Here is a 24975-nt window from a genome sequence, read left to right as displayed (position 1 = left end):
AGCCCGCTCCCACAGGGGGAATGCGATCAACTGTGGGAGCGGGCTTGCTCGCGAAGAGGCCGGCACAGGCACCGCAAACTTCAGACAAAATTAAACCGGCCCATTGGCCGGTTTATTTGTTTCTAGGCTGCCTTTGCAGCCTGTGCCGCACGCACCACCGCCGCCAACCGCTTGAGCCCCTCATCCAGCCGCACCGGGTCGATGTGACTGAAGTTCAACCGCAGATACCCCGGATGGTTATTCGGCTCGGGGAAAAACGGCTCGCCCGGCATGAACGCCACGTCATTGGCCAACGCGGCGTCGAGCAAGGTGCGGGTGTCCTGCGGCTGCTTGAGTTTCAGCCAGAAAAACAGCCCACCCTGCGGCACGTTCCAGTCCGCCAGATCAGAGAAATGCGTGATCAGTGCCGCCTGAAACGCATCCCGACGCCCACGGTAAAAATCACGCAACTCACTGCGGTGTTGCCGGTACCTTTCGCTGCCGATCCATTGCAGTGCCTGCCACTGCCCGACCCGATTGGTGTGCAGGTCCGCCGATTGCTTGAGTTTCAACAGATGGGGAAACAGGTCAGGGCTGGCGATCAGAAAGCCGACGCGCAAACCCGGCAGCAGGGTTTTCGACACGGTGCCGGTGTAGATCCAGCTGGCTTTTTTCAAGCGACTGACAATCGGCGTGGCGCTGCCACCGTCGAAGGTCAGTTCGCGGTAAGGCTCGTCTTCGATCAGCGTCACGCCGAATTCATCCAGCAACGCCGCCACCGCATCGCGCCTGGATTCGCTGTAACGCACGGCCGATGGGTTCTGGAAGGTCGGGATCAGGTAGATGAAGGCCGGGCGGTGTTGTTCCAGGCGAGCGCGAAGCTCCACCAGGTTCGGCCCGTCGGCCTCCAGCGGCACGGTCAGGCAATCGGCGCCGAACAGTTGGAAGATTTGCAACGCAGCCAGATAAGTCGGCGCTTCGAGCAGGATCTCGGTGCCCTTGTCGATGTACAGCTTGGCGGCAAGGTCCAGGGCCTGCTGTGAACCACTGACCACCAGCACCTGGCTGGCCTCGCACGGCACACCCAGCGCTCGCGCTTCGCCGGCCAACGCTTCGCGCAGCGCCGGCTCCCCTTCGCTCATGCCGTATTGACCGATGGACAGCGGCATGTCGGCCCATTCGACTTTCGGCAACATGGCTTCGGCTGGCAGGCCACCGGCAAACGACATCATCTGCGGACGCTGGGCCGCGGCGAGGATTTCACGGATCAAAGAACTTTTAAGGCGCGAGACACGTTCGGAAAAAGCCATGGGATCACCGGTAGCGAGGCATGTGGAAAATGAGTCAAACTTGTTGACCGAAATTACGCTTGATCGAATGGATACGTCAATATGCTTGACCTTAAAAACCCGCTTTCCCAGCAACAAGCCATGGAAGCGTTTTTCTTCGGCTACCAGGCCTTCACCGCCAAGGCCGATGAAATGCTCGAACGTCGTGGCCTGAGTCGGGTGCATCAGCGCATCGTGTTTTTCATCGCCCGCTATCCGAACCTGAGCGTCAAGGAGCTGCTGGCATTGCTCGGGGTGAGCAAGCAGGCGTTGAACATACCGTTGCGTCAGTTGGTGGAAATGCATCTGGTGGACAGCGTCGCTTCCGAGTCGGACAAGCGTAAGCGGCTGCTGGAGTTGACCGATGACGGCGCTCGTTTCGAACAATCGTTGCGCCGCGAGCAGGTGAAATTGCTCGAGCGGGTGTTTGCCGAGGCTGGGGAGACAGCGGTGAATGGGTGGTTGGTGGTGAACCTCGCGTTGGGGAAAGGCCAGTTGTCGGCAGACTGAGTATTCAATCTGCTGGATTTGTAGTGGCTGAACCGACGCCTTCGCGAGCAAGCCCGCTCCCACAGGCGACCGCATTCCCCCCTGTGGGAGCGGGCTTACTCCGGGCGGCGTTCCGACGAAGAGGCCAGAATAGGCGATATATCCCTATTGCCAAATATTTCGTCTACAAAATCAAAAACATTATTTGCTTTCTTTGTATACAAAAGCATAATCCACTTCGTGCGAGTTCCTGACCAAGCGGTCAACAAATTCGCAAGTGCCTCAAAGGGCCGCTGCCACCCTCATGGGTCCGGCCCTGGAAATAACAATAAAACTCTTGAGGAGTATTCGCTGTGGAAAGCCGCAAATCCGAAGCATCGACGCTGGAACTCTCGCCGCCATTACGCAATGGCTTGCTGGAACGCCTGTTCAAACTCAGCTTGCATGGCACCACGGTGAAGACCGAGTTGATTGCCGGACTGACAACCTTCATCACCATGGCCTACATCATTTTCGTCAACCCCAACATCATGGCCGACGCCGGGATCGATCACGGTGCCGCGTTCGTCGCCACCTGCATCGCCGCCGCACTCGGTTGCCTGTTGATGGGCCTGTACGCCAACTGGCCAGTCGGCCTGGCACCGGGCATGGGGCTGAACGCCTTCTTCACCTACACCGTGGTCGGCACCATGGGCTACAACTGGGAAACCGCCCTCGGTGCGGTGTTCGTTTCCGGTGTGTTGTTCATGATCCTGACGTTCTCGCGGATCCGCGAATGGTTGCTCAACAGCATCCCGGTCAGCCTGCGCTTCGCCATGGGCGCCGGCGTGGGGCTGTTCCTGGGGCTGATCGGCCTGAAAACCGCGGGTATCGTCGTCGATAGCCCGGCCACGCTGATCAAGCTCGGCTCCCTGCGCGAACCCGGCCCGCTGCTCGCCGCCGTGTGCTTCCTGATGATCGCCATCCTCAGCTACCACAAGGTGTTCGGCGCGATCCTCATCAGCATCATCACCGTGACCCTCGCCGGTTGGGGCCTTGGGCTGGTGCACTACGAGGGCATCATGTCGGCCCCGCCGAGCCTGGCTCCGACCTTTATGGCCATGAACGTCGCCGGCGTGTTCAACGTCAGCATGATCAGCGTGGTCCTGGCGTTCCTTTTCGTGCACATGTTCGACACCGCCGGCACCTTGATGGGTGTTGCCCAGCGCGCCAACCTGGTGGGCGCTGATGGCCGGATCGAAAACCTTTCCCGCGCCATGAAAGCCGACAGTGCTTCGAGCGTATTCGGCGCAGTGGTGGGTGTTCCGCCAGTGACAAGCTATGTGGAAAGTGCTGCCGGTGTGGCCGCTGGTGGTCGGACTGGTCTTACCGCAGTCACCGTGGGTGTGCTATTTATTGCGGCAATGTTTTTCGCACCACTGGCCGGCATGATTCCCGCCTATGCCACCGCTGGCGCACTGATTTATGTGGCAATGCTGATGATGGGCGGCATGGCCCACATCGAATGGGACGAAGCGACCGACAGCATTCCGGCGATCGTCACCGCAATCATGATGCCGCTGACCTTCTCGGTCGCCGACGGTATCGCGCTGGGCTTCATCACCTACGTGGCGCTGAAGGCCGGCACCGGCAAGTACAAGGAAATCTCGGTCAGCCTGTGGGTGCTCTGTGCGATCTTCATCGCCAAGTTCATCTTCTTGTAAACCACACGCCGTACCGGCTTGAAAACAGCCTCACCCCGTCGGGTGGGGCTTTTGTGCAAATGGAGGAAAGTGATGAGTCTGGAAACCTGGCTGCTGTTCAGCGGCGCTGCGCTGATAGTGATCCTGATCCCGGGGCCGCTGTCTTTACTGATGATCAGCAACAGTCTGAATTACGGCCTGCGCCGCTCCTGTCCGGCCTTTCTTGGCGGCGTATCGGCCTCGATCTGCTTGCTGAGTGCGTCGGCGCTGGGCTTGGGTGCGTTGTTGCTGGCTTCGGAACAGCTCTTCAGTGCCCTGAAGATTCTTGGCGCCCTTTACCTGTTCTACCTCGCCTGGCAGAGCTGGCAGCAGTCGCGCCAGCCGTCCCACGGCGCTGAAGTGCCACAGGCAGCAGCGGTGCCACGCTTTCGTGCACTGTTCGGGCGTGCGTTCATGCTGGGTGCGAGCAACCCGAAAGACATTCTGTTCTTCGCCGCTTTCCTGCCGCAGTTCTTGAGTGCCGAACAGCCGTTCCTGCCGCAATTGCTGGTGATGATCGCGACCTGGACCCTGCTCGACCTGCTGTGCAAATTGGCCTATGGCCTCGGCGCCCATGGTGCGGCGCGGTATCTGCGCAGCGGCAAGGGGCAGAGTTGGTTCAACAGGATCAGTGCGGGCTTGTTCAGTGGCGCGGGTGCTGCGTCTCTGTTGAGCCGCTAACAGCAAAAGCTTCGCGAGCAAGCCCGCTCCCACAGTTGATCTTCAGTGAACAGGGTATTTGTGTTCGAAGATGATCCAGTGTGGGAGCGGGCTTGCTCGCGAAGACGGCATCACAGGCACCGATTTTCGCAAGGCGAAAAAAAGCCCGCAGTGTGAGCGGGCGAAAGACCAAAGAAGCTATATGCGCAGTCGCTTCCAGGGTGCAGCAGCTGCTTGGGGGATCAGCTGCCGCGATAGGTGGAATAGCTGTAAGGCGAAATCAGCAGCGGCACATGGTAGTGATCCTGCTCGGCGGAGATGCCGAAACGCAGCACCACGACATCCAGGAAAGCCGGCTCCGGCAGCTTGACGCCACGTGCACGGTAGTAATCGCCGGCATGAAACTGAACCTGATAGACCCCGGTGCGGTAGTCATCGCCTTGCAGCAGCGGTGCATCGACACGGCCATCGCTGTTGGTGACTGCAGTGGCGACCAATTCCAGCTGCGAACCTTCAACGCGGTACAACTCAACCTTGATCGAGCTGCCCGGGCAACCGTGTGCTGCGTCCAAAACGTGTGTAGTCAAACGTCCCATTGATTCTGCGCGCCTGCCTGCGTGGAGCAGTCAGACTTCGCGCCTCCCGAAGTCAGTTGAAAGGAGACCGCACCGATTCGGAGCACGAAAAGCTGCGGCGAGCGATTGATTAAGACACTTTTCAAAAAAATTGTACACAATAAAAACGACATTTTTCGCATAACCCCCGCCACCGGCGCATTTAGCATCGATTTCTGGCCAAACCGCACAGCCTATGACCCCCTCATCAAATTACTGACCAGTCAGGCAGATTTCTTGCAGGCTCACGCCAATCGCAGTAAAAGATGACGGCCGGTGAAAAATGCGAAAATTCAGGCTTACAAAGTGAATATAAAGTTGTATACAATCAGCCCATCGCTGTGACGCAAGCCTGCCATCCAATCTTCAGCTGCGTCACACCAACCGTCATCATCGAATAAGAAGGAAGCCTGCAGTGAGCGCTGACTACCCACGCGACCTGGTCGGTTACGGCAGTAACCCTCCGCACCCACACTGGCCGGGCAATGCCCGAATCGCCCTGTCGTTCGTACTCAATTACGAAGAAGGTGGCGAGCGCAACATCCTGCACGGCGACAAAGAGTCCGAAGCGTTCCTCTCGGAAATGGTTTCTGCGCAACCGCTGCAAGGCGCGCGCAACATGAGCATGGAATCCCTTTACGAGTATGGCAGCCGTGCCGGCGTGTGGCGGATCCTGAAGTTGTTCAAGGAATTCGACATTCCCCTGACCATCTTCGCCGTGGCCATGGCCGCCCAGCGTCACCCGGACGTGATCCGCGCCATGGTCGATGCCGGCCACGAGATCTGCAGCCACGGCTATCGCTGGATCGACTACCAGTACATGGATGAAACCCAGGAACGCGAGCACATGCTCGAAGCGATCCGCATCCTCACCGAGATCACCGGCGAACGCCCGCTGGGCTGGTACACCGGCCGCACCGGCCCGAACACCCGTCGCCTGGTGATGGAAGAAGGCGGTTTCCTCTACGACTGCGACACCTACGACGACGACCTGCCCTACTGGGAACCGAACAACCCGACCGGCAAGCCGCACCTGGTGATCCCGTACACCCTGGACACCAACGACATGCGCTTCACCCAGGTCCAGGGGTTCAACAAGGGCGACGACTTCTTCGAATACCTCAAGGATGCATTCGACGTGCTCTACGCCGAAGGCGCCGAGGCACCGAAGATGCTGTCGATCGGCCTGCACTGCCGCCTGATCGGCCGTCCGGCGCGTCTGGCTTCGCTCAAGCGCTTTATCGAATACGCTAAAAGTCATGAACAGGTGTGGTTCAGCCGTCGCGTCGACATCGCGCGCCACTGGCACGAAACCCACCCGTACACAGGGGCTGCCAAATGAGCACCTTTCAAACCGTCAAACCATCGACCCTGAGCCGCGATGCTTTCGTCGCCGCTTTCGCCGACATCTACGAACATTCGCCATGGGTGGCCGAGAAAGCCTTCGACCTGGGCCAGGACGCTTCGATCGACGAGATCGAAACCCTGCACCAGCGCATGAGCGACATCCTGTTGAGCGCCGATCACACCAGTCAGCTGGCCCTGATCAACGCTCACCCGGACCTGGCCGGCAAAGCCGCCGTCCAGGGCCAACTTACCGAAGCCAGCACCAATGAACAGGCCGGCGCCGGTATTCACCAATGCACGGCCGAAGAGTTTTCTCGCTTCACCGAGCTGAACGACGCCTACAAGGCCAAGTTCAAGTTTCCCTTCATCATGGCGGTAAAAGGCAGCAACCGGCATCAGATCCTCGCAGCGTTCGAAACGCGCATCCACAACCCGGTCGACACCGAGTTCAAGTGCGCGTTGGCGGAGATCAACAAGATCGCCCTGTTCCGATTACTGACCCTATAGCAAGCCTGGCCCCGGCGGACTCAAGAACGCCGAAACCGCCCGGGGCCTGGCAAGTATCCCAAGCCACTTATTTAAAGGCAGACAAGAAGAATGAAAGCTTACGCCGTACCTTTCGAGAAGTTCGTCAACCTGGCCGATGCCCGCCTGGGCACCAAAATCATCTCGGTCACCGATGACTGGTTCGCAGACGCCAACCGTCTGTTCCAACCGACCCCGGCCGTATGGAAGGAGGGCGTGTTCGATGACAACGGCAAGTGGATGGACGGCTGGGAATCGCGTCGCAAGCGCTTCGAAGGCTTCGACAGCGCAGTGATTCGCCTGGGCGTGCCAGGTTCGATCAAGGGCGTCGACATCGACACTTCATTCTTCACCGGCAACTTCCCGCCGTCGGCCTCCCTGGAAGCCTGCTTCCTGGCCTCGGGCGAGCCGAACGAAAACACCCAGTGGGTTGAAGTGCTGTCGGCCGTCGAGCTGCAAGGCAACAGCCACCACTACCACGAAATCAACAACGACCAGGCCTTCAGCCACCTGCGCTTCAACATCTACCCGGATGGCGGCGTAGCCCGTCTGCGTGTGTACGGTGTGCCGTTCCGCGACTGGTCGGCCATCGGCGACAACGAGCAAGTCGACCTGGCCGCGGCCCTCAACGGCGGCCGCGCCCTCGCCTGCTCCGACGAACACTTCGGCCGCATGAGCAACATCCTCAACCCGGGTCGCGGCATCAACATGGGCGATGGCTGGGAAACCGCGCGTCGTCGTACTCCGGGCAATGACTGGGTCATCGTCGCCCTGGGTCATGCCGGTGAAGTCGAGAAAGTCATCGTCGACACCCTGCACTTCAAGGGCAACTACCCGGACAGCTGCTCGATCCAGGGCGCCTTCGTGAAGGGCGGTACCGACAGCCAGATCGAAACCCAGTCGCTGTTCTGGCGCGAACTGCTGCCAAGCCAGAAGCTGGAAATGCACGCCGAACACACCTTCGCCGAGCAGATCAAGGCGTTGGGTCCGATCACCCACATCCGCCTGAACGTGTTCCCGGATGGTGGTGTAAGCCGCCTGCGCGTTTTGGGCAAGGTAGCGAAGTAATGCTGAGCCTGTAGGAGCGAGCTTGCTCGCGAAAAACGTCAAGACACCGTGTTCATTCAGATTGGGCGCGTTTTCGTTGACGACCATCGCGAGCAAGCTCGCTCCTACAAAGAACCATCAATACCTAAACAGATTAAGAAGACCAGCATGCGCACACTGACGATTGAACCGCTGACCAAAGAAGCCTTCGCCCCTTTCGGTGACGTGATCGAAACCGACGGCAGCGATCACTTCATGATCAACAACGGTTCGACCATGCGCTTCCACAAACTGGCGTCGGTGGAAACCGCCACGCCAGAGGACAAGGCGATCATCAGCATCTTCCGCGCCGACGCGCAGGACATGCCGCTGACCGTCAGCATGCTGGAGCGTCATCCGCTGGGCAGCCAGGCTTTCATTCCGCTGCTCGGCAACCCCTTTCTGATCGTGGTCGCGCCACTTGGCGATGAACCTGTATCAGGCTTGGTCCGCGCCTTCGTCACCAACGGCAGGCAGGGCATTAATTACCATCGCGGCGTCTGGCACCACCCGGTGCTGACGATCGAAAAGCGGGATGACTTCCTGGTGGTTGATCGCAGTGGCACAGGCAATAACTGCGATGAGCATTTTTTCAAAGAGGATGAGCGTTTGATCCTCGCCCCCCACCAATAAGAGAAGGTCCGATCACTCGACAACAAGAGTGACGGGCGAGAGGTAAAGACTGTGGAAGCACATCTGTTGGAATGGCTGAACCTGAGCGTGCGCTGGGTTCACATGATTACTGGCGTGGCCTGGATCGGTGCGTCGTTCTATTTCGTATGGCTGGAAAACAACCTCAATCGGGTCAACCCGAAAAGCGGTCTGGCTGGCGATTTGTGGGCGATCCACGGCGGCGGTATCTACCACCTGGAAAAATACAAACTGGCTCCACCGACCATGCCGGACAACCTGCACTGGTTCAAATGGGAAGCCTACTTCACCTGGATGTCGGGTATCGCGCTGCTGTGCGTGGTGTTCTACTCCAACCCGACGCTCTACCTGCTGGCTCCGGGCAGCACCCTGAGCGGTCCTGAAGGCGTGGCCATCGGCCTCGGCTCGTTGTTCATCGGCTGGTTCATCTACTCCTTCCTGTGCGATTCGGCCCTGGGCAAACGCCCTGCCCTGCTGGGTTTCATCCTGTTCGTACTGATCATCGGCGCGGCCTACGGCTTCAGCAAAGTGTTCAGCGGGCGGGGTGCGTACCTGCACGTCGGCGCGATCATCGGCACCATCATGGTCGGCAACGTGTTCCGCATCATCATGCCGGCGCAGCGCGCACTGGTCGCGGCGATCGCCGAAAACCGCACACCCGATCCGGCACTGCCGGCCAAAGGCCTGCTGCGTTCGCGCCACAACAACTACTTCACCTTGCCTGTGCTGTTCATCATGATCAGCAACCACTTCCCGAGCACCTACGGCAGCCAGTACAACTGGTTGATCCTGGCCGGGATCGCGGTTCTGGCGGTGTTGGTGCGTCACTACTTCAACACCCGTCACGACAGCCACAAGTTTGCCTGGACCCTGCCTGTGGCAGCCGTCGGCATGATCAGCCTGGCTTACGTCACCGGCCCTGCGCCGTTGAACAGCCCGGAAGTGGCCAAGGCACCGGCGAAAATCGAATACCAACCATTGCCGGAAACAGCCGTGGGTGGTGGTTTGAAACCTGCTGAAGCAAAACCTGCCGAAGCGCCTGCAGCTGCACCGGCGCAAGCATCCAATGCCGGCCCAGGCTTCGACAAAGTGCACAGCGTGATTCAGGAACGTTGCGCGGTTTGCCATTCGGCCAAGCCGACCAGCCCTCTGTTCAGCGCGGCCCCTGCCGGTGTGATGTTCGACACCCCCGAGCAGATCCGCCAGAACGCGGCTCGCATCCAGGCGCAAGCCGTCACCAGCCAGATCATGCCACTGGGCAACATCACACAGATGACCCAGCAGGAACGTGACCTGATCGGTGCCTGGATTGTTCAGGGTGCTCCGACCAACTAAGTAAAAAGCTTCGCGAGCAGGCTCGCTCCCACATGGACACCATCAATCCTGTGGGAGCGGGCTTGCTCGCGAAGGCGTCGGGTCAGTCAACAACAATGTTGAATGTTATGGCCTCTTCGCGAGCAAGTCGGGACGCCGCATCGCCGCTCCCACAGGTTTGCCTGATGCACAAAATCAAAAGAATAAAAAAGATCCGAGGTGTTGCATGTCCGAGCTATCCGAAGCGCGCATCCCCGACGCACCCGCCATTCAGCGTTTGCCCCTTTTGCAACTGATCCTGGTTGGCCTGCAACACGTTCTGCTGATGTACGGCGGAGCCATCGCAGTGCCGCTGATCATCGGACAGGCCGCAGGCCTGAGTCGTGAAGAAATCGCCTTCCTGATCAATGCCGACCTGCTGGTGGCCGGTATTGCCACCATCGTCCAGTCCCTCGGCATCGGCCCCATGGGCATTCGCATGCCAGTGATGATGGGCGCCAGTTTCGCCGCCGTCGGCAGCATGGTCGCCATGGCCGGCATGCCCGGTATCGGCCTGCAGGGGATCTTCGGCGCCACCATCGCCGCCGGGTTCTTCGGCATGCTCATCGCCCCGTTCATGTCCAAAGTCGTACGCTTCTTCCCGCCGCTGGTGACCGGCACGGTCATCACCTCGATCGGTTTGTCGCTGTTCCCCGTGGCCGTGAACTGGGCCGGCGGTGGTGCTGACGCCGCTCAATTCGGCTCCCCCATCTACCTGACCATTGCCGCGCTGGTACTGGGTACCATTTTGCTGGTGCACCGCTTCATGCGCGGTTTCTGGGTCAATATTTCCGTGCTGATCGGCATGTGCCTGGGCTACGTGCTCTGCGGCCTGCTCGGCATGGTCGACCTCAGTGGCATGGCTCAGGCGCCGTGGCTGCAATTCGTCACCCCGTTGCATTTCGGCATGCCGAAATTCGAACTGGCACCGATCCTCTCGATGTGCCTGGTGGTAGTGATCATCTTCGTCGAGTCCACCGGGATGTTCCTGGCGCTGGGCAAGATCACCGGCCAGGAAGTTTGCCCACGGATGCTGCGCCGCGGCTTGCTGTGCGATGCCGGCGCTTCGTTCTTCGCCGGGTTCTTCAACACCTTCACCCACTCCTCCTTCGCCCAGAACATCGGCCTGGTGCAGATGACCGGCGTGCGCTGCCGTTCGGTGACCATCGTCGCCGGCGGGTTGTTGATCGTGCTGAGCCTGCTGCCCAAAGCCGCGTTCCTGGTGGCCTCGATTCCTCCGGCAGTACTGGGTGGCGCAGCGATCGCGATGTTCGGCATGGTCGCCGCCACCGGGATCAAGATTCTCCAGGAAGCCGACATCGGTGACCGTCGCAACCAGTTACTGGTTGCGGTGAGCATCGGCATGGGTCTGATCCCGGTGGTGCGCCCGGAGTTTTTCGCCCACCTGCCCGTGTGGATGAGTCCGATCACCCACAGCGGCATCGCCATGGCCACCCTCAGCGCGCTGACGCTGAACCTGCTGTTCAACATCCTTGGCGGCGCCGAACGCGCAGCCGTCAACGACTGCCACGCCCACTGACAGGTAAAGACACGCCCCCCCCTGTAGGAGCGAGCTTGCTCGCGATGGACCCGAGAGCACCACGGGTATTCAGACAACACGCGTAATCGTTGACGACCATCGCGAGCGAGCTCGCTCCTACAGGGTTTGGGGCTGCCTGCGCCTCGCAAAAATAAAAACAAGAGGGAGCAACAGATGATTCGGACACAAACCAACGTGCTGTTGTGTGGCGGCCTGCTGGCCGCGAGTCAGGCCATGGCCGGCGATTTGCTGCTGTGGCAGACCAACAGCCTGAGCTACCTGTACGGCAAGGATTTCGTGGTCAACCCGCACATCCAGCAGACGATCACCTTCGAACACGCCGACCGCTGGAAGTACGGCGACAACTTCATGTTCATCGACAGCACTTACTACAACGGCGACAAAGACCGGAACAAAGGCGTCCACGCCTATTACGGCGAGTTCAGCCCGCGCCTCTCCTTCGGCAAGATCCTCGACCGCCGTTTCGAATTCGGCCCGGTCAAGGACGTGCTGCTGGCCATGACCTACGAGAACGGCGAAGACGACACCGAGGCCTACCTGATCGGCCCTGGTTTCGACCTCGCGGTACCGGGCTTCAATTTCTTCACCTTGAACTTCTATTACCGTCAGACCGAAGGCTCGCGTCCCGGCGACGATGTCTGGCAGATCACGCCGGCCTGGTCCTACACCCTGCCATTGGGCAACTCGAACCTGTTGATCGACGGCTACATGGACTGGGTGGTGGATAACGACCAGAACTCACACGGCACTTATCACGCCAACCTGCACTTCAACCCGCAGATCAAGTACGACCTGGGCAAGGCCTTGGGCTGGCGGGAGAAACAGGTGTATGTCGGCGCCGAATACAGCTACTGGAAAGACAAGTACGGCATCGAAAACAGCAGCCACTTCGACACCAATGAAAACACCACCAGCCTGCTGGTGAAGGTGCATTTCTGATGCTGCCCCGCAACCGCGCCCCAAACCTGTCGTCGGTGCGCCGTTGCGGAGCACTTGAGACCTGGCCGAGGAGTCAGTATTCTCCGCGGCCGCCCGAATCCGGTTTAAAAAAAAGCCCGGATTTAAAACCTGACCAGCAGGCCAACTTATCCCGGCGCTGGCAGGCACCAAGGCACTCCAAAACCCCTCTCAATCGACTGCTCTTGAGCCGCCGAACGGGAGTTTTTTTGCTTTTTGAAAGCCTTGGCCCAGCTCTTGCCAACAGCACTGAAGCTGACCGAATGGATAATTTTTTACCGCTACGGAAACAGGCGCCACACCAGAGCGCCGACCTTAAAAAAATAACGTGGAACCACCTACTTTTTGGGAGCAACCGAATGAAACGTACGTGCACTAGCCTGATGCTGGCGGGATCGATGCTGGCCGGGGGCCAGGCCATGGCCGGCGATTTGCTGCAGTGGCAGAACAACAGCCTGACCTACCTGTATGGCAAGGACTTCCAGGTCAACCCGCGCATCCAGCAGACGGTGACCTTCGAACACGCCGATGGCTGGAAGTACGGCGACAACTTCTTCTTCATCGACAAAATCTTCTACAACGGCAAGGAAGACGCCTTTGCGGGTAAGAACACCCACTATGGCGAGTTCAGCCCACGCCTGTCGTTCAACAAGATCTTCGACCAGAAATTCGAGTTCGGCCCGATCAAGGACGTGCTGCTGGCCATGACCTACGAGTTCGGTGAAGACGACACCGAGTCCTACCTGATCGGTCCAGGCTTCGACCTGGCCATCCCGGGCTTCGACTACTTCCAGTTGAACTTCTACAACCGTCACACCGAAGGCGACCGCCCGGGCGACAACATCTGGCAGGTCACGCCGGTCTGGTCCTACACCATCCCGGTGGGTGGCTCGGACGTGCTGATCGACGGCTTCATGGATTGGGTCGTCGACAATGATGTGAACAAAAAAGGCGAATACCACGCCAACCTGCACTTCAATCCGCAGGTCAAATACGACCTGGGCAAGGCGCTGAACCTGGGTGCCAAGCAGTTGTACGTCGGTGTCGAGTATGACTACTGGAAAAACAAGTACGGGATCGAAGACAGCCAGGGCTTCAAGACCGATCAGAGCGTGACCAGCTTCCTGGTCAAGGTTCACTTCTGATCTGAAAACCTCCTGTAGGAGCGAGCCCGCTCGCGATGGTCGTGAACGATAACGCTGGGGTCCTGATACCCCGCGGCGTCCTTTCCTCCATCGCGAGCAAGCTCGCTCCTACAAGAGATAGCCGCACCGCCGATCTCAAGCCGAAACCAAAGGCTCCACTATCCCCAGAAACCGGCACAACTCCCCGCGCTTGGCCAACGCATCCCGCCGCCCCAGTTCGATCAACTCGCTGCAATACCCCGCCTCGAACAGCAGGTAACTCAAAACCCCTGCCCCACTGGTCTTGGTCGCGCCCGGCCCGCGCAGGAACAGACGCAATGCAGGCGGCAATTCCTGGCGATGTCGCGCGGCAATTTCGTCGATCGGTTGGCTTGGTGAAATCACCAGCACGTCCACCGGCGCCACGCCCAAGGCGCGGGTCGGCGTACCGTCGGGCATCAGGTGGCTGAACTGGTTCAAGCGCTGCAGCAACTCGATGTCACTTTCCAGGCTATCAATGAACGTACTGTTGAGCATGTGCCCGCCGATCTGCGCCAGGGTGGGTTGTTGCCCGGTGTAAGCGCGTTGCAGTGGCTGCGCCGGATCAAAGCCACGCGGGTTGCCGCTGACGCCCACCACCAGTACGCGACTGGCGCCCAGGTGCAGCGCCGGACTGATCGGCGCCGACTGACGCACCGCGCCATCACCGAAGTACTCCTCGCCGATTTTCACCGGGGCGAACAGCAGTGGAATGGCCGAACTGGCGAGCAGGTGTTCGACGGACAATTGGGTGGGAACGCCGATGCGTCGATGGCGCAACCAGGCATCGATCTTGCCGCCGCCCTGATAGAAGGTGACTGCCTGACCGGACTCATAGCCGAACGCCGTGACCGCCACCGCATGCAATTGCTTCTGTGCGATCGCTTCGGCGATGCCGCCCATATGCAGCTTGTCGTTGAGCAGATGGCGCAGCGGAGAACTGTTGAGCAGCGCCACCGGCATGTGTTTACCGATGCCGAGCAAACTGTGGCTGACAAAGCGGCTGGCCTGGCGGATCACCCCGGGCCAGTCGCTGCGCAATACCCGATGACTGCGAAAACCCTGCCAGAAGGCCGTCAGGCGTTCGATGGCGTTACGAAAGTCCATCGCCCCACTGGCGAGGCTGACTGCGTTGATCGCGCCCGCCGAGGTGCCGACGATCACCGGAAACGGATTGCTCGCCCCCGGCGGCAGCAATTCGGCAATCGCCGCCAGCACGCCGACTTGATAGGCCGCCCGAGCCCCGCCGCCGGAAAGAATCAACCCTGTAACCGGTTCGCCTGGACTCATGCACAACTCTCCTTGGTGCCTGATGGGATTTCGTTGCTTCGACCTGTTCCCTTGCTCGCGATGGTCGTGAAAACGCCGCGGGGTGTCAGGTACCCCGCGTTATCGTTGGCCACCATCGCGAGCGAGCTCGCTCCTACACGCGTTTGGCGTACAGCTTCGGCTCGCCCGGTGGACGGCTCTTGAAGCGGCGGTGGGCCCACAGGTATTGCTCGGGATGCTCGCGCAGCACGCCTTCGATCCACTGATTGATGCGCAGGCAGTCGGCTTCTTCGGTTTCGCCGGGGAAGCCTTCGAGCGGCGCATGGATCACCAGGCGATACCCGCTGCCGTCCGCCAGGCGCTCCTGGGTGAACGGCACCACCAGCGCCTTGCCCAGCCGTGCAAATTTGCTGGTGGCGGTAACGGTCGCGGCCTGAATGCCGAACAGCGGCACGAAAATGCTTTGCTTGGCGCCGTAGTCCTGATCCGGTGCGTACCAGATCGCGCGGCCCGAGCGCAGCAATTTGAGCATGCCGCGCACGTCTTCGCGTTCCACCGCCAGCGAATCGAGGTTGTGCCGCTCGCGGCCCTGGCGCTGGATGTAGTCGAACAATGGATTCTTGTGTTCGCGGTACATGCCGTCGATGGTGTGTTGCTGGCCGAGCAGCGCCGCGCCGATTTCCAGAGTGGTGAAATGCAGGGCCATCAGGATCACGCCCTTGCCTTCGCGTTGGGCCTGCTGCAGATATTCCAGCCCTTCAACGTGAGCGAGAGTCGCCAGGCGCTTACGCGACCACCACCAGCTCATCGCCATCTCGAAAAAAGCGATGCCGGTGGAGGCGAAGTTTTCCTTGAGCAGGCGCTTGCGTTCGGCGGCGGTTTTTTCAGGAAAGCACAGTTCCAGGTTGCGCTGGGCAATGCGCCGTCTGTCGCCGGCCACGCGATACATCAATGCGCCCAGTGCGCGACCGATCCACAGCAGTGCCGGATACGGCAACTGGACGATCAGCCACAACAGCCCCAGGCCACACCACAGCGGCCAGAAACGTGGAGATAGAAATGCTTTTCGAAAACGCGGGCGGTCCATTAATGCTTCCGGAATGACAATGGCCGCGCATTCTACATCGTTCGACCCGGCTTGCGGCCTGCGGGCGTTCTCGTTATAAGTCTCGGCACTTTTAGTGACAAGTCGTTGTATGCCGACCATGAGCCAAACCGAACCGCTAGACCAAGATCCCGTGTTCCAGTTGAAGGGCAGCATGCTGGCCATTACGGTGCTGGAACTGGCCCGTAACGACCTTGAAAGCCTTGATCGGCAACTGGCCGCCAAGGTCGCCCAGGCGCCCAACTTCTTCAGCAACGCGCCGCTGGTATTGGCCCTGGACAAACTCCCGGCCAACGAAGGCGCTGTCGATCTGCCGGGGCTGATGCGCGTCTGCCGCCAGCATGGCCTGCGGACCCTGGCGATCCGCGCCAGCCGTATCGAAGACATTGCCGCCGCCATCGCGGTCGACCTGCCGGTGCTGCCACCGTCCGGTGCCCGGGAGCGTCCACTGGACCTGAGCGAAGGCGAACCGAAGAAAAAACCGGAAAAACCGCCAGAGCCAACCATCAAGCCGACGAAAATCATCACCTCGCCGGTACGCGGTGGCCAGCAGATTTATGCCCAGGGCAGCGACCTGGTGGTAATTTCCTCGGTCAGCCCGGGGGCGGAACTTCTCGCCGATGGCAACATCCATGTATACGGCCCGATGCGCGGTCGCGTGTTGGCCGGCGTCAAGGGCGACACCAAGGCGCGGATTTTCTGTCAGCAAATGAGTGCTGAACTGATTTCCATCGCCGGGCATTACAAGGTTTCCGAAGATCTGCGCCGCGACCCGCTATGGGGTTCGGGTGTGCAGGTCAGCCTGTCCGGCGACGTGTTGAACATCATTCGGCTTTAACGGATACTGCCGCATTTTCCAAGCATCTCTAAAACGTAGCGAAAACGGCTCAAACGAAGTAGGAAAAAGGCCGAAAGCAGTGTTTACCGGGGGTAAACGCCGCTCAAAACCGGATTCCAGCCAAGGCTGTCCGACTGCAGTAGTTTTACAGGAGATGTTTTTCAGGGACTGAAAAGTCCTTTTTCCTTAGGGGTGAAACACCTTGGCCAAGATTCTCGTGGTTACATCCGGCAAGGGTGGTGTGGGTAAGACCACCACCAGCGCCGCTATCGGTACCGGCCTCGCTCTGCGCGGTCACAAAACAGTTATCGTCGACTTCGACGTGGGTTTGCGTAACCTCGACCTGATCATGGGTTGCGAGCGTCGTGTGGTTTACGACTTCGTCAACGTGGTCAACGGCGAAGCCAACCTGCAACAGGCCCTGATCAAAGACAAGCGCCTGGAAAACCTCTACGTGCTGGCCGCCAGCCAGACCCGCGACAAAGACGCGCTGACAGTCGAAGGCGTGGAAAAAGTCCTGATGCAACTCAAGGAAGACTTTGAGTTCGTGGTCTGCGACTCCCCGGCGGGCATCGAGAAAGGCGCCCACCTGGCCATGTACTTCGCCGATGAAGCGATCGTCGTGACCAACCCGGAAGTCTCCTCGGTACGAGATTCGGACCGCATGCTCGGCCTGCTGGCCAGCAAGTCCCGTCGTGCCGAACGCGGCGAAGACCCGATCAAGGAACACCTGCTGATTACCCGTTATCACCCGGAACGTGTGAGCAAAGGCGAAATGCTCGGCGTAGAAGACGTCAAGGAAATCCTTTCGGTGACCCTGCTCGGCGTGATCCCGGAATCCCAGGCGGTGCTCAAGGCATCCAACCAGGGTGTTCCGGTGATTCTCGACGACCAGAGCGATGCCGGCCAAGCCTACAGCGATACCGTTGACCGCCTGCTGGGCAAGACCGTGGATCATCGATTCCTCGATGTACAGAAGAAGGGATTCTTCGAGCGCCTGTTTGGAGGCAACTAAGCAATGAACCTTTTTGACTTCTTTCGTGCCAACAAAAAGCAAAGCACCGCGTCGGTAGCGAAAGAGCGTCTACAGATCATCGTGGCGCACGAACGCGGCCAACGCAGTACCCCGGACTACCTGCCGGCCTTGCAGAAGGAACTGGTCGAGGTGATCCGCAAGTACGTCAATATCGGGTCCGATGACGTGCATGTCGCACTGGAAAGCCAGGGCAGCTGCTCGATTCTGGAACTCAATATCACCCTGCCTGATCGCTGAGTCGATCAGGCTGGAGCCACGGCGGTTCAGACCCCACGCGCGACTGCGGGGGGCCTGAACCGCCGTTGGCGTTTGTTACGAGGCTGTTTTAATGCCGTTGTCCAACGTCCAAATCATCCATCAGGACGCCGCCGTACTGGTGGTGAACAAACCGACCCTGTTGCTCTCCGTCCCTGGCCGGGCCGATGACAACAAGGACTGCCTGATTACCCGCCTGCAAGAAAACGGCTACCCGGAAGCGCGGATCGTCCATCGGCTGGACTGGGAGACCTCGGGCATCATCCTGTTGGCCCGCGATCCGGACACCCATCGCGAGCTGTCCCGGCAATTTCACGACCGCGAAACCGAAAAGGCCTACACCGCCTTGTGCTGGGGTCAACCCGAACTGGACAGTGGCAGCATCGATTTGCCGCTGCGCTACGACCCGCCGACCAAGCCAAGGCATGTGGTCGATCACGAATTCGGCAAACATGCGCTGACCTTCTGGCGAGTGCTCGAACGTTGTGGCGACTGGTGTCGCGTCGAGCTGACACCGATCACCGGCCGCTCCCACCAGTTACGCGTGCACATGCTCTCCATTGGTCATCCGCTGCTGGGTGACGGGCTGTATGCCCATGAGCAGGCGCTGGCGGCCTGGCCGCGCCTGTGCCTGCACGCGAGCATGCTCACGTTCACCCATCCCCAGACCGGCGAACGCCTGCGCTTCGAGTGCCCGGCACCGTTCTGAAACTGTGGGAGCGGGCTTGCTCGCGAATACGGTGTGTCATTCAACGATGTATTGACTGACCCGACGCCTTCGCGAGCAAGCCCGCTCCCACAAGGGATCTCCTCCAGATTCGATTTCGGTGACCAGCCCCACCATCAGTGCGGCGCCATTTACCAAGCCAATACGTTAAACTGGCGCCATTGCTGTCTGGAGCTACTTTATGCGCGAAGAGTTGAACCAAGGCCTGATCGATTTTCTCAAGGCCTCCCCTACCCCGTTCCATGCCACCGCCAGCCTTGTAAAGCGCCTGGAAGCGGCGGGCTATCAGCGCCTCGACGAACGCGAGCCGTGGAATACCGAAGCCAACGGTCGCTACTACGTCACCCGCAACGACTCTTCGATTGTCGCAATCAAGATGGGCCGCCACTCGCCCCTGCACGGCGGCATTCGCCTGGTCGGCGCCCATACCGACAGCCCGTGCCTGCGGGTCAAGCCGCAACCGGAACTGCAACGCCAGGGCTTCTGGCAATTGGGCGTCGAAGTGTATGGCGGTGCGCTGCTGGCACCGTGGTTCGACCGCGACCTGTCGCTGGCGGGCCGCGTAACCTTCCGGCGTGATGGCAAGGTCGAGAGCCAGTTGATCGACTTCGAGGCTCCGATCGCGATCATTCCGAACCTGGCGATTCACCTAAACCGCGAAGCCAACATGGGCTGGGCAATCAACGCCCAGACCGAACTGCCGCCGATCCTCGCGCAATTTGCCGGTGACGAGCGCGTGGACTTCCGCGCGGTACTCACCGACCAACTCGCCCGTGAACACGGCTTGAACGCGGACGTGGTGCTCGATTACGAGCTGAGCTTCTACGATACCCAAAGCGCTGCGGTCATTGGCTTGCATGGCGACTTCATCGCCGGCGCGCGCCTGGACAACCTGCTGTCGTGCTACGCCGGCCTGCAAGCGCTGCTGACCACCAACACCGACGAAACCTGCGTGCTGGTCTGCAACGATCACGAAGAAGTGGGTTCCTGCTCGGCCTGCGGCGCCGATGGCCCGATGCTTGAGCAAACCTTGCGTCGCCTGCTGCCCGAAGGTGATGAGTTCGTACGCACCATTCAGAAATCCCTGCTGGTTTCGGCCGACAACGCCCACGGCGTGCACCCGAACTACGCCGATAAACACGATGCCAACCACGGCCCGAAACTCAACGCCGGCCCGGTGATCAAGGTCAACAGCAACCAGCGCTACGCCACCAACAGCGAAACCGCCGGGTTCTTCCGTCACCTGTGCATGGCTGAAGAAGTGCCGGTGCAAAGCTTCGTGGTGCGCAGCGACATGGGCTGCGGTTCGACCATCGGCCCGATCACCGCCAGCCACCTGGGTGTGCGCACTGTGGACATCGGCCTGCCGACGTTCGCCATGCACTCGATCCGCGAACTGTGCGGCAGCCATGACTTGGCGCACCTGGTCAAGGTGCTGAGCGCGTTCTACGCCTGCCGCGATTTGCCGTAAACCCCGCAATACCCTGTAGGAGCGAGCTTGCTCGCGATGGACGTGAACGATTACGCGTGCTTTCTGGATAAACGCAGCGCCTTGAAGTCCATCGCGAGCAAGCTCGCTCCTACAGACAGACGGACAGGCAACACCGCGCAAAAAAGCTGCCTAGACTCCCAGTATCCCTTCGACAAGGCTGTCACCATGATTTCGATGTCCACCTTTCACGCCATGCTCATCCCGATTCTTGCCGGGATGCTGATGCTCGCCGTCGGCTTCAACTTTCGCGACAAGAATGCCGGTGTGTTTGTCATGTGGATCGGCATGCTGACCATTCTCGCGACCGTGGTGATCAAGATCCTCGCCAAACTCAACGAATAATTCATCACCCTTGGCTCGCATTGATTTTGACGGGCTCGTAAACTCGGTCGATCCGCCCCTTGCGAGGTTGACCGCCTAGTGTTCGCTCGTCTTTTTGCCCTGCCGTGTATTTTCCTTGCCTGCCTGATGACGCTGCTGTCAGTGGCGCCCGCCCAGGCGGCCGGCTTGCCAAGCCTGCTCACCAGCCAGGCCAAGACCCAGCCCGAGGCACAGGAGCCGCTGGGGCAATCCCTGGACGAGGTGATCAAGTCGCTGGAGAACGATCAGCAACGTACCAAGCTGCTGGCCGACCTGAAAAAGCTCCGTGACGCCACCAAAAAGGCCCAGCCGATTACCGAAGAAGGCGTGCTGGGCCTGATCGGCGGGACCCTGAGCAATATCGAGAAGAAGTTTACCGGCGACGACAGTCCGCTCACGCGCTGGTCCAGTGAGTTCGATCAGGCCAGGGAAGAACTGGTGGCGCTGGCGTTGCCGGCCAACGAATGGCTGCCCATGCTTTTCGCCTTCGCCATGATCCTGGTGGTCTGGAGCCTGCTGGCCGCCGCCCTGATCTGGATCAGCCACCGCGTGCGGATGCGTTTCGGCCTGCCTGAAGAACTGCCGCAACACCCCCGGGCCCTCGACATGTTGCGCTTCGCCTTGCGCAAACTCGGGCCATGGCTGATCGCCCTGGTGATCACGGTCTACATGAGCTACGCCCTGCCCTCGTCCCTGGGCAAAAGCCTGGCCATGGTACTGGCCTATGCACTGGTGGTCGGCACCTGCTTCTCGGCCATCTGCGTGATTGCCTTTTCCCTGCTCGACGGCCCACATCGCCACCGCGCCTTGTACATCCTGCGGCACCAGGCGTTTCGGCCACTGTGGCTGATCGGCAGCTTTGCCGCGTTTGGTGAAGCGCTGAGCGATCCGCAACTGGTCGACAGCCTCGGCAGCCATCTGGCCCATACCGCCGCGACTGTCGCCAATGTCCTGGCAGCGCTTTCCACGGGGCGGTTCATCCTGCGCTTCCGCCGGCCGATCGCCCACCTGATCCGCAACCAGCCGCTGTCCCGACGCCTGACCCGACGCGCCCTCAACGACACCCTGTCGATTCTCGGCACCTTCTGGTACGTGCCGGCACTGGTGCTGGTGGCCATATCCCTGTTCGCGACGTTCATTTCCGCCGGCGACACCAGCACCGCCCTGCGCCAGTCGCTGATCTGCACGGTTTTGCTGGTGTTGTGCATGGTCATCAACGGCCTGGTACGCCGCCACGCCCTCAAACCGCAGCGCGGCATCCGACGCTACGCGGTGTATTCGGAACGGCTGAAAAACTTCTTCTACACCATCGTCCACCTGTTGGTGTGGCTGGCCTTCATCGAACTCGGCCTGCGGGTCTGGGGCATGTCGTTGATCCGCTTTACCGAAGGCGACGGCCACGAAATCAGCGTCAAGCTGTTCAGCCTCGCTGGCACGCTGCTGTTCGCCTGGCTGATCTGGATTCTCAGCGACACCGCCGTGCATCACGCGCTGACCCGCTCGCGCAAAGGTCTGGCCAATGCCCGCGCGCAGACGATGATGCCGCTGATTCGCAACGTGCTGTTCGTGGCCATTTTCATCGTCGCGCTGATCGTCGCCCTGGCGAACATGGGCATGAACGTCACGCCACTGCTGGCCGGTGCCGGCGTGATCGGCCTGGCCATCGGCTTTGGTGCGCAGTCGCTGGTAGCCGACCTGATTACCGGGTTGTTCATCATCATCGAAGACTCCCTGGCCATCGACGACTACGTGGATGTCGGCGGCCACCTCGGCACGGTTGAAGGCCTGACCATCCGTACCGTGCGCCTGCGGGACATCGATGGCATCGTCCACACCATTCCGTTCAGTGAAATCAAAAGCATCAAGAACTACTCCCGGGAATTCGGCTACGCGATCTTCCGGGTCGCAGTGCCGGCCAGCATGGACATCGACAACGCAATCAAACTGATGCGCGAAGTCGGCCAGAAAATGCGCACCGACCCGCTGCAACGGCGCAATATCTGGTCGCCACTGGAGTTTCAGGGAGTGGAAAGCTTCGAATCGGGCAACGCGATCCTCCGCGCCCGCTTCAAGACCGCGCCAATCAAGCAGTGGGAAGTGTCGCGAGCGTTCAACCTGTCGCTCAAGCGGCACATGGATGAAGCCGGACTGGATCTGGCGACACCGCGGATGAGCATTCAGGTGATTACCGCGGGTGGTGCGCCAGAACAGTCCGTGTAGGTGGGTCGGACGTTAGACCACATCCACCCCGACATGAATCGCATCATGCCGCCAGAACTCCAGGTCGCAGTCGATCAAGCGTTCATGCTGGTCATAGTTGACCCGGGCAATCTGCAAGCCCGGGCTGCCCGCCGACACCTTCAACGCCGCCGCCGCGTCCACCGACAAGGCCGTGGGCACAATCTCGAAACGCACCCGCCCGTAGTGCAAATCGTAATGCCGCGCATACAACTCGGTGATTGACTGATTCAAATCGAAATCGAGGATCCCGGGAAAATACTGCGGGTTCAGATAGTGCTCCACATACAGCACCAGTCGCCCGTCGATCCGCCGTGAGCGGCAGATCTGGATCACGCTCGACAGCGCCGGCAATTGCAACCAGGCGCAGACCGCTGCCGATGCTGGTTGCAAGCGCGCCGAAATCACTTCGGTGGACGGCACCCGCCCCTGGGCGCTGACCATCGCGTGAAAGTGGCTGCGCTGCATCAGGTTGTACGCCAAGCGTGGCGGCGAGACGAACCAGCCGCGGCGCTCCTCGCGGTAGATCTGCCCTTGTGACTCCAACTGCAACAACGCCTCACGCAAAGTGATCCGCGTGGTGCCGAACAATTCACTGAGCTTGCGCTCGGCCGGCAATTTGCTGCCGGGAGTCAACAGTCCATGGTCGATCTGCTCCTGAAGCACCTGACCGATGGCTGTTACCGCTTTTGTTGCCTCGTCACGCATCAACGTTTCCTATCTGGACTAGACCAGCACCAATTCGGGGCAGAACCGCAGCGTAATCCGGCTCGTTCAATAGCTTGCAAGCGTAGGCAGTGCAGATGACCGAGATGTGACAAAGCTGCCCAACGGTCGCCATTCGCTGGCTGCAAGAACCTGCAATTCATCGGCCAAGTCCCTTGTCAGCCGGGGCCTTGACCATGGTCTACGCTTAGCAGGCCACTGGCGATACCGTCGAACAAATAGTCATCCAGGGCGACGAACGACATCAAAGTGTCATCCAGCCCCCTTAAATTGGCTCAGGTATTGCTGACCTAGACCAACACAAACCGCAATCGCAGCGTTGAACACGACCCAAGGAGCTTCGGAATGAAACAGTTTTTCCTGGCATCACTGTTAGGCTCGACCATTGCAATGTGCACCGCCGCCATGGCGGCTGATGATTTGAAAACCCTGGAAGCCGCTGCGAAAGCGGAAGGCGCCGTCAACAGCGTCGGCATGCCCGATGACTGGGCCAACTGGAAAGGCACCTGGGAAGACCTGGCCAAGACGTACGGCCTGAAACACATCGATACCGACATGAGCTCGGCCCAGGAGATCGCCAAGTTCGCCGCTGAAAAAGACAACGCCAGCGCCGACATCGGCGACGTCGGTGCAGCGTTCGGCCCGATCGCGGTCAAGCAGAACGTTACCCAACCCTACAAGCCATCCACCTGGGACCAGGTGCCGACCTGGGCTAAAGACAAGGATGGCCACTGGGCCCTGGCCTACACCGGCACCATCGCTTTCATCGTCAACAAGAAACTGCTGCACGGCTCGGAAGCCCCAACCAAGTGGGCTGACCTCAAGGGCGGCAAATACAAGGTGTCCATCGGTGACGTGAGCACCGCAGCCCAGGCCGCCAACGGCGTACTGGCCGCGGCACTGGCCAACGGTGGCGACGAGAAGAACCTGAAGCCTGCATTGGAGCTGTTCGCCGACATCGCCAAGCAAGGGCGTCTGTCGATGGCCAACCCGACCATTGCCACCATGGAAAAGGGCGAGATCGAAGTCGGCGTGGTCTGGGACTTCAACGGCTTGAGCTACAAGGCCAAGATGGCCAACCCGGATGACTACGTGGTGCTGATCCCGTCCGACGGTTCGGTGATTTCCGGCTACACCACCATCATCAACAAGTACGCGAAGAACCCGAACGCCGCCAAGCTGGCCCGCGAGTACATCTTCAGCGATGCCGGCCAAATCAACCTGGCCAAGGGCAATGCCCGTCCGATCCGTGCCGAGCACCTGACCCTGCCAGCCGAAGTGCAGGCCAAGCTGCTGCCGAACGAGCAGTACAAGAAGGTCACGCCGATCAAGGACGCGGATGCGTGGGAGAAGACTTCCAAGGCCCTGCCTCAGAAGTGGAATGAAGAAGTCATCGTCGAAATGAAGTAATGCTGTAGATCCCTGTGGGAGCGGGCTTGCTCGCGAAAGCGGCGTGTCAGTCGACATCAATGTTGAATGATCGACCGCTTTCGCG

The 24975-nt window shown here is 60.0% G+C and carries 24 protein-coding genes; 19 read left to right on the top strand and 5 right to left on the bottom strand.

Translation table 11 applies throughout. From position 1 onward, the window contains the following. Nucleotides 1–122 precede the first annotated feature (122 nt). The gene (locus ACCD00_RS23960) at nt 123–1289 is read right to left on the bottom strand and encodes a PLP-dependent aminotransferase family protein (protein WP_413427823.1); all 1167 of its coding nucleotides are present in this window, start codon (nt 1287–1289) and stop codon (nt 123–125) included. A gap of 81 nt (nt 1290–1370) precedes the next feature. Here ACCD00_RS23960 and ACCD00_RS23955 point away from each other — a divergent pair, with 81 nt between their 5' ends. The 3 genes from ACCD00_RS23955 to ACCD00_RS23945 all read left to right on the top strand — a co-directional run bounded on the left by ACCD00_RS23955 (nt 1371) and on the right by ACCD00_RS23945 (nt 4198). Beyond that, nucleotides 1371–1817: a MarR family winged helix-turn-helix transcriptional regulator gene (locus ACCD00_RS23955; RefSeq protein ID WP_413427822.1), complete on the top strand. Its 447-nt coding sequence runs from the start codon at nt 1371–1373 to the stop codon at nt 1815–1817. A gap of 332 nt (nt 1818–2149) precedes the next feature. Next, nucleotides 2150–3499, top strand: a complete 1350-nt coding sequence (locus ACCD00_RS23950; protein WP_413427821.1) for an NCS2 family permease — start codon at nt 2150–2152, stop codon at nt 3497–3499. 72 nt (nt 3500–3571) lie between these two features. Then, complete coding sequence (locus ACCD00_RS23945; RefSeq protein ID WP_413427820.1) at nt 3572–4198, top strand: LysE family translocator; 627 nt, start codon at nt 3572–3574, stop codon at nt 4196–4198. 221 nt (nt 4199–4419) lie between these two features. Here ACCD00_RS23945 and uraH read toward each other — a convergent pair whose 3' ends face one another. Then, nucleotides 4420–4773, bottom strand: a complete 354-nt coding sequence (uraH, locus tag ACCD00_RS23940) for a hydroxyisourate hydrolase (protein ID WP_008017679.1) — start codon at nt 4771–4773, stop codon at nt 4420–4422. A 433-nt stretch (nt 4774–5206) separates the two neighbouring features. On the opposite strand from uraH, the gene puuE reads away from it, so the two are divergent. From puuE to ACCD00_RS23900, 8 genes are all read left to right on the top strand, one after another. After that, entirely contained in the window at nt 5207–6133 is a 927-nt protein-coding gene (gene puuE / locus ACCD00_RS23935; protein ID WP_413427819.1) for an allantoinase PuuE, read from the top strand. Continuing rightward, nucleotides 6130–6645 carry a 2-oxo-4-hydroxy-4-carboxy-5-ureidoimidazoline decarboxylase gene (uraD, locus tag ACCD00_RS23930; protein ID WP_413427818.1) on the top strand — a complete coding sequence of 172 codons (516 nt, stop codon included), beginning with the start codon at nt 6130–6132 and terminating at the stop codon, nt 6643–6645. Before puuE ends, uraD begins: the two co-directional genes overlap by 4 nt. Nucleotides 6646–6735: 90 nt before the next feature. Continuing rightward, nucleotides 6736–7731 (top strand): allantoicase, encoded by a 996-nt coding sequence (gene alc / locus ACCD00_RS23925; protein WP_008017682.1) that lies wholly within the window; start codon nt 6736–6738, stop codon nt 7729–7731. Nucleotides 7732–7878: 147 nt separating this feature from the next. Next, nucleotides 7879–8382 (top strand): ureidoglycolate lyase, encoded by a 504-nt coding sequence (locus ACCD00_RS23920; RefSeq protein WP_150772621.1) that lies wholly within the window; start codon nt 7879–7881, stop codon nt 8380–8382. A gap of 51 nt (nt 8383–8433) precedes the next feature. Then, nucleotides 8434–9735 carry a urate hydroxylase PuuD gene (locus ACCD00_RS23915; protein ID WP_007993089.1) on the top strand — a complete coding sequence of 434 codons (1302 nt, stop codon included), beginning with the start codon at nt 8434–8436 and terminating at the stop codon, nt 9733–9735. A 205-nt stretch (nt 9736–9940) separates the two neighbouring features. Continuing rightward, nucleotides 9941–11293, top strand: a complete 1353-nt coding sequence (locus tag ACCD00_RS23910) for a nucleobase:cation symporter-2 family protein (protein ID WP_413427817.1) — start codon at nt 9941–9943, stop codon at nt 11291–11293. 174 nt (nt 11294–11467) lie between these two features. Next, nucleotides 11468–12253 (top strand): hypothetical protein, encoded by a 786-nt coding sequence (locus ACCD00_RS23905; protein ID WP_413427816.1) that lies wholly within the window; start codon nt 11468–11470, stop codon nt 12251–12253. A gap of 377 nt (nt 12254–12630) precedes the next feature. Further along, nucleotides 12631–13416, top strand: coding sequence for an outer membrane protein OmpK (locus ACCD00_RS23900; protein WP_322614256.1), 786 nt, complete (start codon nt 12631–12633; stop codon nt 13414–13416). Nucleotides 13417–13551: 135 nt separating this feature from the next. Here ACCD00_RS23900 and ACCD00_RS23895 read toward each other — a convergent pair whose 3' ends face one another. Further along, the gene (locus ACCD00_RS23895; protein WP_413427815.1) at nt 13552–14724 is read right to left on the bottom strand and encodes a patatin-like phospholipase family protein; all 1173 of its coding nucleotides are present in this window, start codon (nt 14722–14724) and stop codon (nt 13552–13554) included. 133 nt (nt 14725–14857) lie between these two features. Continuing rightward, complete coding sequence (locus ACCD00_RS23890; protein ID WP_413427814.1) at nt 14858–15790, bottom strand: lipid A biosynthesis lauroyl acyltransferase; 933 nt, start codon at nt 15788–15790, stop codon at nt 14858–14860. Between the two features lie 118 nt (nt 15791–15908). Between ACCD00_RS23890 and minC the strand changes: the two genes are divergently transcribed. The 7 genes from minC (at nt 15909) to ACCD00_RS23855 (ending at nt 22736) form a co-directional block, all read left to right on the top strand. Then, nucleotides 15909–16646, top strand: a complete 738-nt coding sequence (gene minC, locus ACCD00_RS23885; RefSeq protein WP_111282831.1) for a septum site-determining protein MinC — start codon at nt 15909–15911, stop codon at nt 16644–16646. Between the two features lie 202 nt (nt 16647–16848). Then, a complete protein-coding gene (gene minD / locus ACCD00_RS23880) occupies nt 16849–17661 on the top strand; it encodes a septum site-determining protein MinD (protein WP_007974946.1) in 813 nt (270 codons plus the stop codon). Between the two features lie 3 nt (nt 17662–17664). After that, the gene (gene minE / locus ACCD00_RS23875; RefSeq protein ID WP_007974947.1) at nt 17665–17919 is read left to right on the top strand and encodes a cell division topological specificity factor MinE; all 255 of its coding nucleotides are present in this window, start codon (nt 17665–17667) and stop codon (nt 17917–17919) included. A 91-nt stretch (nt 17920–18010) separates the two neighbouring features. Next, nucleotides 18011–18646: an RluA family pseudouridine synthase gene (locus tag ACCD00_RS23870; protein ID WP_413427813.1), complete on the top strand. Its 636-nt coding sequence runs from the start codon at nt 18011–18013 to the stop codon at nt 18644–18646. A gap of 199 nt (nt 18647–18845) precedes the next feature. Next, nucleotides 18846–20135, top strand: coding sequence for a M18 family aminopeptidase (locus ACCD00_RS23865; RefSeq protein WP_413427812.1), 1290 nt, complete (start codon nt 18846–18848; stop codon nt 20133–20135). 186 nt (nt 20136–20321) lie between these two features. After that, nucleotides 20322–20498, top strand: coding sequence for a hypothetical protein (locus tag ACCD00_RS23860; protein WP_413427811.1), 177 nt, complete (start codon nt 20322–20324; stop codon nt 20496–20498). Between the two features lie 78 nt (nt 20499–20576). Then, the gene (locus tag ACCD00_RS23855; protein ID WP_413427810.1) at nt 20577–22736 is read left to right on the top strand and encodes a mechanosensitive ion channel family protein; all 2160 of its coding nucleotides are present in this window, start codon (nt 20577–20579) and stop codon (nt 22734–22736) included. Between the two features lie 12 nt (nt 22737–22748). Here ACCD00_RS23855 and ACCD00_RS23850 read toward each other — a convergent pair whose 3' ends face one another. Next, a complete protein-coding gene (locus ACCD00_RS23850) occupies nt 22749–23462 on the bottom strand; it encodes a UTRA domain-containing protein (protein ID WP_413427809.1) in 714 nt (237 codons plus the stop codon). Between the two features lie 363 nt (nt 23463–23825). Between ACCD00_RS23850 and ACCD00_RS23845 the strand changes: the two genes are divergently transcribed. After that, nucleotides 23826–24890: an ABC transporter substrate-binding protein gene (locus tag ACCD00_RS23845; RefSeq protein WP_057399361.1), complete on the top strand. Its 1065-nt coding sequence runs from the start codon at nt 23826–23828 to the stop codon at nt 24888–24890. The last annotated feature ends 85 nt before the right edge of the window (nt 24891–24975 follow it).

It is taken from the genome of Pseudomonas sp. Pseusp3, from assembly GCF_047304225.1.
GTDB classification, from domain to species: Bacteria; Pseudomonadota; Gammaproteobacteria; order Pseudomonadales; family Pseudomonadaceae; genus Aquipseudomonas; species Aquipseudomonas fluorescens_CD.
This window is presented reverse-complemented; position numbering and strand designations above follow the sequence as displayed.

Bases quoted from the DNA above. Each gene is read 5' to 3' on its own strand.
- ACCD00_RS23960 (WP_413427823.1), bottom strand. From the start codon at position 1,289: ATGGCTTTTTCCGAACGTGTCTCGCGCCTTAAAAGTTCTTTGATCCGT.
- ACCD00_RS23955 (WP_413427822.1), top strand. From the start codon at position 1,371: ATGCTTGACCTTAAAAACCCGCTTTCCCAGCAACAAGCCATGGAAGCG.
- ACCD00_RS23945 (WP_413427820.1), top strand. From the start codon at position 3,572: ATGAGTCTGGAAACCTGGCTGCTGTTCAGCGGCGCTGCGCTGATAGTG.
- uraH (WP_008017679.1), bottom strand. From the start codon at position 4,773: ATGGGACGTTTGACTACACACGTTTTGGACGCAGCACACGGTTGCCCG.
- uraD (WP_413427818.1), top strand. From the start codon at position 6,130: ATGAGCACCTTTCAAACCGTCAAACCATCGACCCTGAGCCGCGATGCT.
- alc (WP_008017682.1), top strand. From the start codon at position 6,736: ATGAAAGCTTACGCCGTACCTTTCGAGAAGTTCGTCAACCTGGCCGAT.
- ACCD00_RS23920 (WP_150772621.1), top strand. From the start codon at position 7,879: ATGCGCACACTGACGATTGAACCGCTGACCAAAGAAGCCTTCGCCCCT.
- ACCD00_RS23910 (WP_413427817.1), top strand. From the start codon at position 9,941: ATGTCCGAGCTATCCGAAGCGCGCATCCCCGACGCACCCGCCATTCAG.
- ACCD00_RS23905 (WP_413427816.1), top strand. From the start codon at position 11,468: ATGATTCGGACACAAACCAACGTGCTGTTGTGTGGCGGCCTGCTGGCC.
- ACCD00_RS23900 (WP_322614256.1), top strand. From the start codon at position 12,631: ATGAAACGTACGTGCACTAGCCTGATGCTGGCGGGATCGATGCTGGCC.
- ACCD00_RS23895 (WP_413427815.1), bottom strand. From the start codon at position 14,724: ATGAGTCCAGGCGAACCGGTTACAGGGTTGATTCTTTCCGGCGGCGGG.
- ACCD00_RS23890 (WP_413427814.1), bottom strand. From the start codon at position 15,790: ATGGACCGCCCGCGTTTTCGAAAAGCATTTCTATCTCCACGTTTCTGG.
- minC (WP_111282831.1), top strand. From the start codon at position 15,909: ATGAGCCAAACCGAACCGCTAGACCAAGATCCCGTGTTCCAGTTGAAG.
- minE (WP_007974947.1), top strand. From the start codon at position 17,665: ATGAACCTTTTTGACTTCTTTCGTGCCAACAAAAAGCAAAGCACCGCG.
- ACCD00_RS23870 (WP_413427813.1), top strand. From the start codon at position 18,011: ATGCCGTTGTCCAACGTCCAAATCATCCATCAGGACGCCGCCGTACTG.
- ACCD00_RS23865 (WP_413427812.1), top strand. From the start codon at position 18,846: ATGCGCGAAGAGTTGAACCAAGGCCTGATCGATTTTCTCAAGGCCTCC.
- ACCD00_RS23860 (WP_413427811.1), top strand. From the start codon at position 20,322: ATGATTTCGATGTCCACCTTTCACGCCATGCTCATCCCGATTCTTGCC.
- ACCD00_RS23850 (WP_413427809.1), bottom strand. From the start codon at position 23,462: ATGCGTGACGAGGCAACAAAAGCGGTAACAGCCATCGGTCAGGTGCTT.
- ACCD00_RS23845 (WP_057399361.1), top strand. From the start codon at position 23,826: ATGAAACAGTTTTTCCTGGCATCACTGTTAGGCTCGACCATTGCAATG.